The sequence below is a fragment of the Jannaschia pagri genome, from assembly GCF_019655435.1.
GTDB lineage: Bacteria > Pseudomonadota > Alphaproteobacteria > Rhodobacterales > Rhodobacteraceae > Jannaschia > Jannaschia pagri.
Window position 1 is genome coordinate 498,199 of sequence record NZ_BPFH01000002.1, and the last position, 15,176, is coordinate 513,374.

Annotated in this window: 16 protein-coding genes; 3 read left to right on the plus strand and 13 right to left on the minus strand. The window is 63.4% G+C overall.

Going from position 1 to position 15,176, the window contains the following annotated elements; translation table 11 throughout:
• Positions 1 to 186: 186 nt before the first annotated feature.
• Positions 187 to 483, minus strand: a complete 297-nt coding sequence (locus K5R33_RS07360) for a peptidase (protein WP_255576201.1) — start codon at positions 481 to 483, stop codon at positions 187 to 189.
• Positions 484 to 625: 142 nt separating this feature from the next.
• Complete coding sequence (locus tag K5R33_RS07365) at positions 626 to 2,224, minus strand: SulP family inorganic anion transporter (protein ID WP_255576202.1); 1,599 nt, start codon at positions 2,222 to 2,224, stop codon at positions 626 to 628.
• A 428-nt stretch (positions 2,225 to 2,652) separates the two neighbouring features.
• Here K5R33_RS07365 and K5R33_RS07370 point away from each other — a divergent pair, with 428 nt between their 5' ends.
• Genes K5R33_RS07370 through K5R33_RS07380 form a run of 3 tightly spaced genes read left to right on the plus strand, consistent with a single transcriptional unit; the run spans position 2,653 to position 4,716 of the window.
• Positions 2,653 to 3,510, plus strand: coding sequence for an S-methyl-5'-thioadenosine phosphorylase (locus tag K5R33_RS07370; protein ID WP_220748356.1), 858 nt, complete (start codon positions 2,653 to 2,655; stop codon positions 3,508 to 3,510).
• Complete coding sequence (locus tag K5R33_RS07375; protein WP_220748357.1) at positions 3,507 to 4,178, plus strand: DUF2927 domain-containing protein; 672 nt, start codon at positions 3,507 to 3,509, stop codon at positions 4,176 to 4,178. The genes K5R33_RS07370 and K5R33_RS07375 overlap by 4 nt, the downstream gene beginning before the upstream one ends.
• Before the next feature lies 1 nt (position 4,179).
• Positions 4,180 to 4,716 (plus strand): adenine phosphoribosyltransferase, encoded by a 537-nt coding sequence (locus K5R33_RS07380; RefSeq protein ID WP_220748358.1) that lies wholly within the window; start codon positions 4,180 to 4,182, stop codon positions 4,714 to 4,716.
• A gap of 448 nt (positions 4,717 to 5,164) precedes the next feature.
• On the opposite strand, the gene K5R33_RS07385 is transcribed toward K5R33_RS07380, so the two are convergent.
• The 11 genes from K5R33_RS07385 to coxB all read right to left on the minus strand — a co-directional run bounded on the left by K5R33_RS07385 (position 5,165) and on the right by coxB (position 15,129).
• Entirely contained in the window at positions 5,165 to 6,583 is a 1,419-nt protein-coding gene (locus tag K5R33_RS07385) for an FAD-binding oxidoreductase (protein WP_220748359.1), read from the minus strand.
• On the minus strand, positions 6,580 to 7,407 hold the full coding sequence (locus K5R33_RS07390; protein WP_220748360.1) for an MBL fold metallo-hydrolase: 828 nt from the start codon (positions 7,405 to 7,407) through the stop codon (positions 6,580 to 6,582). The genes K5R33_RS07385 and K5R33_RS07390 overlap by 4 nt, the downstream gene beginning before the upstream one ends.
• A 243-nt stretch (positions 7,408 to 7,650) precedes the next feature.
• Positions 7,651 to 8,232: a GNAT family N-acetyltransferase gene (locus K5R33_RS07395; RefSeq protein WP_220748361.1), complete on the minus strand. Its 582-nt coding sequence runs from the start codon at positions 8,230 to 8,232 to the stop codon at positions 7,651 to 7,653.
• A complete protein-coding gene (locus K5R33_RS07400; RefSeq protein WP_220748362.1) occupies positions 8,232 to 9,491 on the minus strand; it encodes a M16 family metallopeptidase in 1,260 nt (419 codons plus the stop codon). Before K5R33_RS07400 ends, K5R33_RS07395 begins: the two co-directional genes overlap by 1 nt.
• Positions 9,488 to 10,873 carry a threonine synthase gene (gene thrC, locus K5R33_RS07405; protein ID WP_220748363.1) on the minus strand — a complete coding sequence of 462 codons (1,386 nt, stop codon included), beginning with the start codon at positions 10,871 to 10,873 and terminating at the stop codon, positions 9,488 to 9,490. The genes K5R33_RS07400 and thrC overlap by 4 nt, the downstream gene beginning before the upstream one ends.
• 26 nt (positions 10,874 to 10,899) lie before the next feature.
• Entirely contained in the window at positions 10,900 to 11,589 is a 690-nt protein-coding gene (locus K5R33_RS07410; RefSeq protein WP_220748364.1) for an SURF1 family protein, read from the minus strand.
• 76 nt (positions 11,590 to 11,665) lie between these two features.
• Positions 11,666 to 12,466, minus strand: coding sequence for a cytochrome c oxidase subunit 3 (locus K5R33_RS07415; protein ID WP_220748365.1), 801 nt, complete (start codon positions 12,464 to 12,466; stop codon positions 11,666 to 11,668).
• Between the two features lie 13 nt (positions 12,467 to 12,479).
• Positions 12,480 to 13,070 carry a cytochrome c oxidase assembly protein gene (locus K5R33_RS07420; protein ID WP_220748366.1) on the minus strand — a complete coding sequence of 197 codons (591 nt, stop codon included), beginning with the start codon at positions 13,068 to 13,070 and terminating at the stop codon, positions 12,480 to 12,482.
• Positions 13,067 to 13,261, minus strand: a complete 195-nt coding sequence (locus tag K5R33_RS07425) for a cytochrome c oxidase system small membrane protein (RefSeq protein WP_255576208.1) — start codon at positions 13,259 to 13,261, stop codon at positions 13,067 to 13,069. The genes K5R33_RS07420 and K5R33_RS07425 overlap by 4 nt, the downstream gene beginning before the upstream one ends.
• Complete coding sequence (gene cyoE, locus K5R33_RS07430) at positions 13,261 to 14,193, minus strand: heme o synthase (protein WP_220748367.1); 933 nt, start codon at positions 14,191 to 14,193, stop codon at positions 13,261 to 13,263. The genes K5R33_RS07425 and cyoE overlap by 1 nt, the downstream gene beginning before the upstream one ends.
• 6 nt (positions 14,194 to 14,199) lie before the next feature.
• Positions 14,200 to 15,129: a cytochrome c oxidase subunit II gene (gene coxB, locus K5R33_RS07435; RefSeq protein ID WP_373314146.1), complete on the minus strand. Its 930-nt coding sequence runs from the start codon at positions 15,127 to 15,129 to the stop codon at positions 14,200 to 14,202.
• Positions 15,130 to 15,176: the final 47 nt, after the last annotated feature.

The following is a 15,176-nucleotide window of genomic DNA, read 5'->3' on the forward strand; positions in this document are numbered from 1 at the left end:
TGTGGAAATCGAACGCTTGCAGGGCAGATGCGCATCCAGCCGGGCATCTTCGTGCGCGATCAAGGCACGCGTGAAGCCTGCGTCCATAAGACTTCGGCAACGGGCAAATCAGCCGATGCAAGACCCTGACAGCGGCACCGCGCTGGCAGCGAAACAGACCGGGATGCCATCAGCCCAAACCGCTCTTTACCCGGCTGCATCAACCAGCAGCCACCGCAGCAACCCATAGACGTAAAGCGCCGTGAACAGGACGTTCACGTACTTCAACTGCCGCTCCGAATGCAGCCACGCGTAAAAGATCCAAATCACACAGAACGGCAGGCCGAACACCATGGGCCAGGGATGCCAGTTCTGAACGATGGCCACGGTCGACGCGATGCCCAAAAGCAGCGCGAGCCATTTGAAGGATTGCTCCCGCGCGGCCAACCAGAACACAAGCGCGGTGGTCAGGCGGTCGGCGGAAGGACGGGGACGACGCAGCACGGCGCGCACCTCCTCTCCGGTAGAACAACGATGTGGGGGGACGGGTCCTCACTGCCACCCGTCACCCCATCGCTATACCGCGCCGGACTATCACGCAAGCTCAGCGCGCCGTAGTGCCGGGCTAGCCCGCCGCCGCGTGGGGTCAGTGACCGCCTTCCAGAATACCGGTCCGCACCCCGTAGTTGGCAGCGATCGCGTAATCGGGATCATCGTCGCTATCGACCATCAGGTGCCCCGCTTTGGTCAGCAGGCTGTGGCAATCCCGGCTCAGGTGACGCAGTTGGATCGTCTTGCCCGCCGCCTCGTACTTCGCGGCCAGGGCTTCAATCGCCTGGAGCGCCGATTGGTCGGCAACCCGGCTCTCGGCGAAATCCACGATCACCACTGCGGGGTCGGACTTGGGATCAAACAGCTCGATAAACCCAGAGGCAGAGCCAAAGAACAGCGGGCCGTTGACCTGGTACACACGCGCACCCTCGGGCGTTTCATAGGTCTTGGCGCTGATCCGCGTGGCGTTCTGCCAAGCGTAGGCCAGGGCCGAGACAATGACACCTACGACCACGGCAATGGCGAGGTCGGTCATCACGGTCACGACCGTCACCAGAATGATGACCACGGCGTCGATCCGCGGGACCTTGAACAGGATCTTAAGCGAGTTCCAGGCAAAGGTCCCGATCACGACCATGAACATCACGCCAACCAGCGCAGCCAGGGGGATCCGTTCGATCAAGGGGGCGGCGACCACGATAAAGGCCAGCAGGAAGAGCGCCGCCGAGATGCCGGAGATCCGTGTGCGCCCGCCCGATTTCACGTTGATCATGGATTGCCCGATCATGGCGCAGCCGCCCATGCCGCCAAAGAAGCCGGTCACCGTGTTGGCCGCGCCCTGGGCGATGCATTCCTGGCTGGCGCCGCCGCGCTGACCCGTGATCTCGCCCACGAGGTTCAGGGTCAGAAGGCTCTCGATCAGGCCGATGGCAGCCAGGATGAGGGCATAGGGCAGGATGATCGTCAGTGTCTCATAGGTGAGCGGGACCATCGGAATATGGAAGGTCGGCAGACCGCCCGCGATGGAGGCCATGTCGCCCACAGTGGGGGTCGGCAGGCCGAAGGCGATCACAATAAACGCGGTCACCGCGATACCCGCCAGGGGCGCGGGCACCACATTCGTCAGTTTGGGCAGCCCCCAGATGACCGACATGGTCACGGCCACCAGCCCGAGCATCAGGGCGATATCGCCCAGCGGCAACCATGCCCCGTCGGGCGTGCGGAATTGGGTCAGCTGCGCCAGGAAGATCACGATGGCGAGGCCGTTCACAAAGCCCAGCATCACCGGGTGCGGCACGAGGCGGATGAACTTGCCCCAGCGCATAATGCCCGCGAAAATCTGCAAGAGGCCCATGAGGACTACAGTTGCAAACAGGTATTCGACGCCGTGCTGCGCCACCAGCGCCACCATCACCACGGCCAGAGCGCCCGTCGCGCCCGAAATCATCCCAGGCCGACCGCCGATCAGCGCGGTGATGAGCCCCACCAGGAAGGCCGCATAAAGGCCCACCAAGGGGTTCACGCCCGCGACGAAGGCAAAGGCAACGGCTTCGGGCACCAGGGCCAAAGCGACGGTCAGACCGGCGAGGATCTCCACCCGAAAGCGGCTGGGCGTCAACGGATCGGTCGGGGCCACGCGCAAATCGGGCTTGTCAAATAGGGTGGCGAAGCTCGCCAATGGGGAACTGTTCACGGCAGCGACTCTCGGATCGGACAGGAGGGTTGGGTGGCCCCTAGCATTGTCGCACGCCCATGGACAGGGGCAGACGGCCGCGTTGCGCCTTCGGAGGGAGGCAGCGACCGAGGGCATTGTCGTAGATCAGCCCTGTCTGGCTGTCCGGCGGACAAAGTCTCGGACGCTTATCCCTCAGGCCATGGGTCGGGCACCTCAGTCTTCGCCATTGATGGCGACACGGTGCCACCCATCGCCAAACCGCAAGCTTCGCGCGAAGACACCGCGCGCATCATTTGAACGCCCCCATCCCTGTCCCCGACGACAAGGGTTCACCGCCCTTGGCACCGGTGCAACGCATACCCCATGTCAGGCAATTGTCGGCGAAAGCTGCTAGCACCCGATGGACCCCATGCTAATGTCCGCGGGAGTTACGGAGGGGGGCACCCATGGATCCAGTGATCGGCATCATCGGAGGCTCCGGCCTGTATCAAGTGGACGGGTTGGAAGAGGCGACCTGGACCTCGGTCGACACACCCTGGGGCGCGCCGTCCGATGACGTGCTGGTGGGCACCCTATCGGGAACGCGCGTGGCCTTTCTGCCGCGCCACGGCCGGGGCCATAAACACACGCCCTCTACGGTTCCGTACCGCGCGAATGTGGCCGCCATGAAGATGCTTGGCGTCACCCACCTGGTCTCCGTCTCCGCGGTCGGCTCATTCCGGGAAGAGATGGCTCCGGGCGACTTCGTGGTGGTGGACCAATTCATCGACCGGACCTTTGCCCGGGACAAAACGTTCTTCGACAGCGGGCTTGTGGCCCATGTCTCCGTCGCCGACCCGGTTTGCGCTGTCCTCGCCAAGGCCTGCGCGGAGGCCGCGCGCCAAGCCGGGGCAAAGGTCCATGAAGGCGGGACCTATCTGGCCATGGAGGGACCGCAGTTCTCGTCCAAGGCGGAATCCCATGTCTATCGGCAGTGGGGCTGCGATGTGATCGGCATGACCAATATGCCGGAGGCCAAGCTGGCCCGGGAGGCCGAGCTACACTACGCCACTGTCGCCATGGTGACCGACTACGACAGTTGGCACCCGGACCATGGGAACGTGCAAATCACTGACATCATCGAGACTCTCCATGGCAATGTGGCCAAGGCAGCGGCCTTGGTAGCCGCCCTGCCCGGTCTGGTGACACATGAGTGCACCACCGGCTGCGCCACCGCGCTGGACTACGCCATCATGACGGCCACAGACGCGCGCGATCCCGTGGTGGTGGACCGTTTGCGCACCATCGCGGGCCGTGTGCTGTGAAACTTGCGGCAGCGCTGGTTCTGCTAACGGCCCCAGCCATGGCCCAAGAATTCATCGAGGCGGAGGGACCGCTGTCGGATGATGACTTCTATCGCGCCATCGCCTGCGCGGCGTCCCCTGGGGGCGATTGTCGGAAACCACTGCTCTATTGGCCTGCCCATAAACGTGACAGCGTCACCGTCGCCCTGGTGTCCGTGACCGACGTCTTGGTGCCCTACCGCCGGGCGCTCTATGAGGCGGGCCTGGATGCGGCGCTGGATCAGATCAACGCGCTGGAGGCGGGCGTTCGCCTGCAACGGGTCGCAACGGATGCCGCCGATATCGCCATCCATGTGGTCGCCACCGCACCGGGGCAAGTCATGGCTGACACCGGTGTCCCTGCCCTGGACGGGAACGTCCTGCCCCTCGGCCGCGTCGCCCTGCGCGCCCGCGACAGCGAAATCAAGGAAGCCCTCATTGCCGTCAGTGCCCAGGCGCGGCGGCGTGAGATCGCCTCGATCCTCTTGGAGGAGATCACCCAGGCGCTTGGACTGATGACGGACATCAGCGGACCTGCGTATCACCGGTCGGTCTTTTCTGAGACAAGCAATTCCGTGGTGCGATTGCGGGGACAAGACGCCATGGTCGTTCGCCGCCATTACGGGCCCCAAATCGAAGAGGACAGCTAAGATGGAGCACAAGACCGTGCGCGACTACATCCGCACGATACCCGATTTTCCCCATGCCGGAATCATGTTCCGCGATGTCACGACCCTGTTCGCGGACGCGCGGGGGATGCGGTTGTGCATTGACCAATTGCTGGCGCCTTTCGCCGGCCTGCACATCGACGCCGTCGCGGGGCTTGAGGCGCGGGGCTTTATCCTGGGCGGGGCGGTTGCCCACCAATTAGGGACCGGTTTCGTGCCGATCCGCAAAAAGGGAAAGCTGCCCGGGCCGACCTTCGCGCAGGACTATGTGTTGGAATACGGCCAAGCGACCGTCGAGATCCATCAAGATGCCCTGGCGCCAGGGGCGCGGGTGTTGCTGGTCGATGATCTCTTGGCGACGGGCGGGACGGCCAAAGCCGGTATCGCGCTGTTGGAACGGCTGGGATGCGAGGTGATCGGCTGCGCCTTTGTGGTCGACCTGCCAGAGCTTGGGGGCCAAGCGGCCCTGTCGGAGCTGGGAGTACCGATCCATACGCTTTGCGCCTTTGACGGGGCCTGAGTCCTTGCCGCTGGGCGAGTCTGGCACTGAACTTTTTTGCCTGCAGGCCGGGACGGCCGTGGTGCGTAAACGCTTTGGTAACCTTTGAGTCGCTACGGTGAGATGTGGCGTTGCAGACCGCCACCCATTCCCCCAGCGCCCTGCCTTTCCCCCGGCAGGGCGCACCCTCTCTTGTGGTGCTTGTCTGGGCGGTTGGGTTCGTTTCTCAGCCGATCTTGTATGTTCGGGTGCGATCTTACCTTCTCGCCCCTGCGGTTAGTGCCGGTCCGATCTTGCATATTTTTGGAACATCGAAAGATGAAGGTGCGGCGCGTTAACCTTAATCATCTGTTAGCGTAAGGGGCGTGGTGCCCCGAACGTTGGCACGATGCGGAATGAGATATTGGAGGCCTTGCAGCAATCGCTCAAAGCCGCACGGTCTGTCTTCAAAGCCGCCCTTTCGCTTAAGCTAACCGTGGTGGCGCAAAACCGCGCCTGGGTTCATCACACCCTTTGGGTCTAAGGCCGCCTTAATGGCCCGCATGGCCGTAAGCTTCGTCGGGTCGACATAGCGCTCCAGATCGGCGACCTTGAGACGGCCAACGCCGTGCTCGGCACTGACGGACCCACCATGGGCATGCACGAGATCATGGACCGCACGCTTGATGGCATCGCGATCCCCCTCGTGGTCGGCGCGACTGCGACCTGGGATCGGGAAGACGTTGTAGTGCAGATTCCCATCCCCCACGTGACCAAAGCAATTGATCCGAAAGCTTCCAATGGCGGCAATCGCGGCCGGACCTTCCGCGATAAAGCGCGGGATTGCCGCAATGGGGACGGAGATATCGTGGCTGCTGACGGCGCCGATCTTGCGGTTGGCCGCTGGAATGGACTCCCGCACGCGCCAGAAATCGGCACGTTGCTGTTCCGATTGTGCGATTGCGCCGTCGTGTACCAAATCACGTTCGGCAGCTGCTTCGAACAGGCCCTCCAGCGCTTGCTGCGGGTCGCCCGACGCGCCAAGACCAAGGTCGATCAGAACGGACCAATCTGGCTGTCCGAGGGGAAGGCGCACCTCGGGCATGGTTTCCGCCAGAAAACCAAGCCCCATGCCACCGATCAATTCAAAGGCCGAGACGCCCTCTCCGATCCTGTCCCGCGCCAGGTTCAGCAGGTCCAACGCCGCCGCGGGGTCGCGCACGACCATCATCGCCGCCCCCGTTCGCGCGGGACGCGGCACCAGCTTCAGGGTTGCCGCCGTGATGATGCCCAACGTGCCTTCCGCCCCGATCAGCAAGTGCCGCAGGTCATATCCGGTGTTGTTTTTGCGCAGGGGGCTGAGCCCGTTGAGAATGGATCCATCCGGCAAGACCGCCTCTAACCCCAGGCAGAGATCACGCGCGTTTCCGTAGCGCAAAACGTTGACGCCGCCCGCATTGGTCGACAACACACCGCCGATGCGCGCGGAGCCCTGGGCGGCAATCGACAGGGGGAACAAGCGGTTGGCTTGTTCGGCGGCCTCCTGCACCCACTGGAGGATAACGCCCGCTTCGGCCACCATGGCGTTCTCGACCGGATCGACCGAACGGATCTGTGACATCCGCTCAAGGGACAGGATAATCGGGTCTGAGAGGTCACCGGACACCTGCCCACCGACCAGACCCGTCCCCCCGCCATAGGGCACGATCGGCACCCCAGCGGCGCCTGCGGCCTGGACGATCCGCGCGACTTCGGCGGTGGTACTGGGGGCCAGGAGAAGCCCGCCGGAGCCTGCCCAGCGACCGCGCGGCTCTTCGGTATAACGCGGGTCTAGGGGGCGAAAGACCGCCTGCGGCAGGTCGGCTCGCAGGCTATCGGCAAAGGCGCCGGTCGCAGGCTGGTATGTCATTGGGGATCCGTCAAGAAAGAGGGTCGCAGCACCACAATAGTGGGCCGATCCGGCAGTGTGCGCAAGGAGACCTCGATGTGCGACGACTGCCGCCGGTCGACAGCGAAGGTCCCGGACATGCCCGCCAAGAACCGCTGCAAGGTTCCCTCGCCCCACCAATGCATCGGCAAGACCACCGAGGAGCGGAGCCGGGTCAACACCTTGGTCATCGTGTCTAAGTCCAAGGTCAAACCGCCGTCCACAGGGGCCATGACAACATCCAACCGGCCCAAGGCCGCATATTGCGCCTCGGTCGGTTCATGGTGGAGGTGCCCGAGATGACCGATGCACAGGCCGCCGACCTCAAACACGAAAATGGAGTTGCCGTTCCGCTCCACGCCGTTGCCAACGGAGGTGCGGATATCGGTCGAAACGGAGCGCACCAGCATCTCGCCCAGATCCAGGTAGTGATTTGCGGGCTCTCCCACGCGCTCGGACCAGCCGGGCAGGACATGGGGGATAGCGGGGTCGGGCGTGGGATCCCAATGGGTGATGTGGGCGCGGTTCATGGTGACCACATCCGGCACAGAGGTGGCGCCAATGAAGCCCGCGTAATCCGTCACCGCGCGCAGACCACCTGCGGTTTCCAACATGAACATGGCATGGTCGATGAAACTGAGCCGGACCGTGAACGCGTCAGGCAGGGGCGCGCCATAACTCGCACGGTGGAGGTAGCCGATCCCAGGCGCCTCGGCGACCGCGATGCAATGGCTGGGCCGACGGTCTTGCGCCCAGGCAACCGTGGGCAGCAGGGTTAGGACGATCAGGGCGACAATTGTCTTCATGGCACTCCCTCCGTTGGTAAGGCACGTAGGGCGCGCGGGTGGCTTGTCTTGGATGTGACGTAGAAAGTGCGTTCCGGGATGCGGTGACCCGATGTTTGCGGCCCGGGCCTATGGGCCATCGCGGCGTGTTCCGCCCTGTGCTGGGCGCGCGCAAATCGGCATGAGGGGCACCGGAACGGAGCCATGAATCCGCCGGACGTCAGCGTGACCGGGTCGCGGCCCAGGGCGGCGCTCGAGCGGGGCCTACCCTTCGACCCGGCCTCGGCGGTCAGACCGCAACATCGCGTAGAGCACGTGGTTCCGCCAACGGCCCGCGATTTGCAGGTAACTCTGGGCCACGCCTTCGTATTTGAAACCGGATCGTTCCAACAACCCGCGCGAGGCCGTGTTTTCCTCCAGGCATGCGGCCTCAAGACGGCTCAGGTCCATCCGGTTGAACGCATGGTGGGACAGCGCGACAATCGCCTCCCGCATGTAGCCCTGACGGGCATGGGGAAGGCCGATCCAATAGCCCAAGGTAGCAGATTGCGCGGGACCCCGGCGGATGTTGTCCAACGTGATGGCCCCCAACAGCGCCCCGTCGGCCTTTCGGATCAGAAACAACGCCAAGGCCGAGCCCTGGGTTTGGCTGCGCTGCGCCCAATATACGCGATTTGTGAACGACTTGCGGCCCAGGTGATCGGCAGCCCACTCCGGCTCCCAGGGTTGGAGAAACTCGGCTGAGGCGTCGCGCAGGCTGACCCAAGCGCGATAATCTCCGTGCTGGGGCAGCCTCAGTTCCATCCGGTCCGTGTGGATCTTCGGCCTACGAAAGCCAGCCAGCATCACGCAGCCAGCCTGGCACGCAGGGTGTCCGCGTCGGGGGCGCTGGAAACGGGGCCGTAGAGGGCAAGTGCCGGCGCGGCCTCGGTCAGGTGTTCCGCATGGGCGCGCACGGCGGAGGCATCGACGGCGTCAATCCGCGCCACGACCTCTTCCAACGGCGGCACACGGTCCCAGATGGCCACCACGCGTGCCAAACGTTCGGCCCGTGATGACGGCGACTCAAGGCCCATGAGCATGCCCGACTTCATTTGCGCCCGGGCGCGGGCCACTTCCGCCTCGGTCATATCCTCGGCAGAGCGCTTCAACTCGTCGATCGTCAGGCAGGAGAGATCGGCCACATCGGCCTCGGCGGTGCCCGCGTAAACGGTCAAAAGACCTGTATCGGCATAGGCGCCGACACTCGCAAAGATCGTGTAACATAGGCCGCGTTTCTCGCGCGCCTCTTGGAACAAGCGCGAGGACATGCCCCCGCCCATCACACCAGCATAAATCTGCGCCGTGTAGATATCATCGTCGCGATAGCCAGGCTGAGCGAAGCCCAGGGCCACATGGGCCTGCTCCAAGTCTTTGACGTGGCGCGCTTCGCCCCCGCGATAGACGCCCCGTTCGGGCGACGATTGGCTGACGGCGGGCAGATCGGCAAAGATCGCCTCGGCCAAGCGCACGATATGGTCATGATCCACGGCACCCGCCGCCGATAAGATCATCTGCCCCGGGCCATAGTTCTGCTGTACGAACCGCGTCAGGTCGTTGCGATCAAAGGCCTGAACGCGTTCTGATGGGCCTAGGATCGTGCGACCCATCGGCTGCTCCGGGTAAGCGGCTTCCTGCAACCAATCAAAGATGATGTCGTCGGGCGTATCCATGGCCTGGCCGATCTCTTGCAAGATCACGCCACGCTCGACCTCGATTTCCCGGGCGTCAAACACCGGGTTGAGCACGATGTCAGAGATCAGATCCACGGCCAACGGCACGTCATCGCGCAAGACGCGCGCGTAATAGGCCGTCACCTCGCGGGAGGTATAGGCGTTGATATAGCCGCCCACGTCCTCGATCTGTTCGGCGATTTGCAGCGCGCTTCGCCGCTCGGTCCCCTTGAAGGCCATATGCTCTAGGAAGTGAGCAATGCCATTCTGCTCCGGCGCCTCGTGACGCCCGCCTGCACCAACCCAAATGCCCACACTTGCCGACTGCAGGCCAGGCATGTGTTCGGTGACGATGCGAAACCCATTGGCAAGGCGCGTGATCTGAACGCTCATGCAGCGCGCCTCTCGTCAATCAGTGCTTCGATCGCGCTCAGGTCGTTGTCGACGCGGGCGACCCGTTCGTTGCGTTCAAACAGATCGGCCATGCGGGGCGGCAGCGCGGGGCGGATGCCCGTGGCCGCTTCGACCGCATCGGGGAACTTGGCCGGGTGGGCCGTCGCCAGGGTCACCATAGGCTCGGGGCCAACCTGCGCCTCGGCCACGCGAACACCCACCGCCGTATGGGGGCAGAGCAACTCACCCGTCCGCGCCAGCGTGTCCTGGATAGTGGCGGAGGTCTCCTCCTCCGACACGCGGCCCGAGGCATAGATCTCCCGCAAGGCCTGCAAGGCGCCCTGGCTGACCGTGAAACCACCGGCCTTCAGTTCGTCCATCAACTGCGCAATAGCCGCACCATCGCCGCCATAGGCCAGGTGCAGCGCCCGCTCAAAGTTGCTGCTGACCTGAATATCCATGGACGGAGAAATCGAGGGGGAGACCGCATCAGGTTGATAGGCCCCCGTGGTCAAGCAGCGATGCAGAATGTCGTTCTGGTTCGTCGCCACGATCAGGCGCTCAATCGGCAAGCCCATACGCTTGGCGATATGGCCCGCGAAGATGTCGCCAAAGTTGCCGGTCGGCACGGTGAAGCTGATGGGGCGGTGCGGCGCGCCCAGGGCCGTTGCCGCGGTGAAGTAATACACAACCTGCGCCAGCACCCGTGCGAAGTTGATCGAGTTCACGCCCGCCAAGCCGACGCGATCTCGGAAATCAAAGTGGTTGAACATGTCCTTCACGCGGGCCTGACAATCGTCGAAATGGCCGGTGACCGCCATGGCGTGGACGTTAGCCTCGGTCGGGGTCGTCATCTGCCGACGCTGGACCTCGGATACGCGCCCGTGGGGGTAGAGGATGAACACATCCACGGCGTCCAGCCCGCGAAACGCCTCCATGGCCGCGCTACCCGTGTCACCGGACGTGGCACCGACGATGGTCACCCGGTCACCGCGCTTGGTCAGGGTGTGTTCGAACATCTGCCCGATCAGCTGCATGGCGAAGTCTTTGAAGGCCAATGTCGGCCCGTGGAACAGCTCCAGCAGGTGATGGTTTGGCCCAAGTTGCACCAGAGGTGCCCGCGCGTCATGGCCAAAGCCCGCATAGGCGCGGGCGATCATCGCGGCGAAATCGTCTTCGTGAAAGGCTTCGGACACGAAAGGCCGCATCACGCGCAGCGCGACCTCTTCGTACGGCAATCCAGCCATCGCGGCGATGTCACTATGGGACAGTGTCGGCACGGCCTCTGGCACATAGAGGCCGCCGTCGCGGGCCAAACCCGCCAGCATCGTGTCTTCGAACCCGAGCGTTGGCGCCGTGCCGCGGGTGGAGATATAGCGCATGTTTTGCCTCTCAGAGGTGGGCCGTCTCAGGCCGTGCGGCGTCTGATACGCCACAGAAAGAAGAGTGTCATCCCCAGCCACACCAACGCCAGGCCGAACCATTGAATGGCATAGCCCAAATGGTTGTTGGGGATCCCCTCGGTCGACACGGGCACGGCCGTGATCTGTGGCAAGGGCGGATCGGTCTGTGCGGCCACCACTAAGACCGGGTCGGTCTCGGCTAGACGCGCGAAGGCCTCCACATCGCGGCCACACCAGTCTCCGGTTTCCGGATCAGGCTCTGCCCCGCAGGCCTCCTCCGTTGGCCAGAGAAGATGACCTTCGACCGTAAGGGCCGTCCCCACATCCGGGGCGCGCGCGCCTGCGGCCCTGACCGGCGTGCCGGGTTGCCACGCGGTCACGCCCAGGTCGACCAACAGCACCCGACCATCCGTCTCTACGGGCACGACCAATCGAACACCGGCCCCCGCCACACGCCAGGTGCCAAAGACGGTAAAGGCCGGTCCGAGCACGGTTCCCTCCAGGCGGACGGCGCGGAAGGCATCAGCCTCCGGATCGGGCATCTCCGGCACGGCCACCGGCGTGGCCCCTGCCCGGGCCTCGATGTTGTTGAGCAGCGTCTCTTTCCAGGCGAGACGATCCATCTGCCAGAGGCCCAAGGCGACAAGAACGGCAAACCCCAACAAACCAAAAGCGGCGGGTAGGATCAGGCGCATGTCATACCTCCAAAAGGAAAGACGGCACGAAGGATCGTGCCGCCCCAATGCTTGCGAGTGACTCGGAACCCGAGGGTTAGCCGCCCCAGACGTAGACAGCCGCGAAGAGGAACAGCCACACAACGTCGACGAAGTGCCAGTACCAAGCGGCGGCTTCGAACCCGATGTGCTTCTCCGGCGTGAAGTGTCCGGCCTGCAGTCGGATCAGGCAAACGGCCAAGAAGACGGTGCCGATCAGAACGTGAAGACCGTGGAAGCCAGTCGCCATGAAGAAGTTCGCGCCGTAGATGTTGCCGGAGAAGCCAAAGGCTGCGTGGCTGTATTCGTACGCCTGGAACCCGGTGAAGATCACGCCGAGACCAATGGCAAGGATCAGACCCCACTTCATGTCTTGGCGGTTGTTTTCATGGACCAGCGCATGGTGAGCCCAGGTCGCGGCGGCACCGGAGCACAGCAGGATCAGCGTGTTGATCAAGGGCAAGTGCCAGGGGTCAAAGGTCTCGATCCCCACGGGCGGCCAGACACCATCGATGGTCGGGCTGTCGGGGCCCATTGGGTAGATGGCGTGCTTGAAGAACGACCAGAACCACGCCGCAAAGAACATCACCTCGGAGATGATGAAAAAGATGAAACCGTAGCGCAGGCCGATGCGCACGACGGGCGTGTGATCACCCGCGTTGGATTCCTTCACCACGTCGGCCCACCAGGCGAACATGACGCCCAGAACGCCCACGAAGCCCGCGGCGAACATCCAGGGGCCCGACCCCTTCATCCACAGGACCGCCCCAATAAGCATGAAGAACCCGCAAACGGACCCGACAAACGGCCAGATCGAGGGCGGAAGTATATGATAGTCGTGGTTCTTGGCATGGGCCATGGGGTGGTCCCTCTCAGTTGGTCGTCGTCAGGGCGCCGGTGTCCAGCGCGGCATAGTCTTCGGGCAAGTCCATCACGTGGAACGTGTAGGACAGAGTAATCTCGGGGATGCCCTTGGCTTCGGGGTCTTCCACGATCTCCGGGTCGACGAAGAACGTGACGGGCATTGACACGGTCTCGCCCGGTTGAAGGATCTGCTCTTCAAAGCAGAAACAGTCGATTTTCACGAAATGCGCCCCGGCTGCGAAAGGCGCAACATTAAAGCTGGCTGTACCCGCCACGGGCTTATCCGTCGGATTGTGGGCTTCGTAAAACGCCAGGTTCGTCTCACCGATCCGCACGCGCATCTGGTTTTGGACGGGCGAAAACTCCCACGGCATCCCCCGCTCCCGGGAGGCATCGAAGCGGACGAGGACGGTTTGATCCAGGACCACATCTGACCCGGCCTCCGCCTGGGAAGTGGTGCCGCCATATCCCGTCACGCGGCAGAAAAGGTCATAGAGGGGCACCGAGGCCCAGCCGAGCGACCCCATACCGATGACCGTCGCGCCGGTCATTGCGATCACGCGCCCATTGTCCGTCAGATTGCGCCACCAGGTCTTCATTCGTTCGCCTCCTCCGCGCCGCTCGGCACGAGGGCCGGGCGTGCAACATGATCAAAGCCTTCCGAGAACCCACCTGTCTGAATTTTGGCGACCGTCACGCCGAACACGATGACGATGAATGCCAACAACACACCCAGGACACCAAAGTTGCGTCCCTTCCGCCGCAAGTGAACTTCGTGATCGCGATGCATCACCAGCCCCCAAACGGCAGCGCAGCCTCGATCACAAAGACCGAGAAATGCGCAAAGAGATACAGCAAGGACCACTTGAACAGCCCCTTTTCGACGGCGTGATTGTCCGAGTCCGCATCCGTCCGGCGCCACATGTCATAGGCGCCTTTCACGAACACGCCGTTCAGCACCATCACCACAGCCAGCGTCAGCGGCCCACCCAGGGCCGTTGTCGCGGCATAGATCGACACGATAGCGAGTCCGACTGCATAGATCAGCGCTTGTTTGCGAGTCTCTGCCCGGCCGTGCGTAACCGTCAGCATCGGGATGCGCGCATCATGGTAGTCCAGCTTCACGAACAGCGCCAAGGCCCAGAAATGGGGCGGCGTCCACATGAAGATGATCGCGACGAGCAACCAAGCCTCCAGAGGCGTGGACCCCGTCGCAGCGGCCCAGCCAATCATCGGAGGGAAGGCGCCCGCCAAGCCACCAACGACCGTATTCCACGACGTCGTCCGCTTGAGCCACATGGAATAGATGACGGCATAAAAGAAGATCGTGAAGGCCAGCCAGAACGCCGCCACCCAATTCGCGGTCAGCCCGAGCATGACCACCGACAGTCCCGCCAGGAACAAACCCAGTGCTAAGGCATCGCCGGGGGCGACGCGGCCCGACGGGATCGGGCGCTTCCGGGTGCGCTTCATCACGCGATCAATATCGGCGTCGAACCACATGTTCAGAGCGCCCGATGCCCCCGCACCGATGGCAATCCAGAGGATCGACGTAGCGGCGAGGATAGGGTGCTGCGGCCCCGGCGCGACCAACAGGCCGACCAGCGCCGTGAAGATCGACAGCGACATCAGCCGTGGCTTCAGCAGCTGCCAATAGTCGCGAAGGCTGGCTTCGTCCGTCGCACCCTCAGGGCGCGCGATATGGAGGCTGGCGTCAGTCAAAGCGACTTACCAGGTCACCATGTCGCCGGTTTTCATCTCTTCGAGCCAGGCCGCATAGACCTCCTCAGAGACGACTTTAACCGTGATCGGCATGTAGGCGTGGGCAATGCCGCACAGCTCGGAGCACTGGCCGAAGTAGACACCTTCCTGATCGGCTTCGAACCACAACTGTGCCAGGCGACCCGGGATGCCGTCCTGCTTCACGCCGAAGGCGGGGATCGTCCAGGAATGGATCACGTCGAGCGCGGTCACCTGCATCACGATCGTCTTGCCAACCGGGACAACGATCGACGTGTCGGTGGCCAGGCGGAACAGGTCCTCGGAGTAGCCAGCACGCTCCAACTGCAGGGCGGTGCTGGGCGACATGGCGTTGTCGACAAAGGCGAGGGTCTCTTGCTCCTCATCCGTCAGCAATTCAGCCGTCGCAGAGCCGGGCGCACCGATCATGTAGCTGCTGAAGGTGATGTCCTCGTCGGGGTACTCATATTCCCAGGCCCACTGGAAGCCGGAGACTTTGACCACGACGTCGCCCTCGGGGATACGCTGCTGATCGAACAGAACCGGCAGCGAGAACGCGCCAATACCCACCAGGATCAGGATCGGAACAACCGTCCACGTCACCTCCAACGGAGAGTTATGCGTGAACTGAGCAGGCTCTTTGTTGGCTTTGTTGTTGTAGCGCAGGATCACCCAGGCCAGCAGACCGGTCACGAACAGCGCGATAACCGTGATGATGACCAGCAGAAACCCGTCCAACCACTGCAGGTCAGCCGCGAGCGACGTCGCTGCCGGCTGGAACCCCAAGCCACCGGCCTGGGGCGTGCCGATCACGGGCAGATCCCGCAAGGCTTGCGTCACGTCTTGGGCGGCGGCGGGCATGGCCCCCAGCGCCGTCACACCGGCGAGCAGAAGCGCGGAGGGTTTTGGCATGGTCATTGCGGTCATTCCTGGCTTGCGATCGTTGCGGTGAACTTGATCCAGAT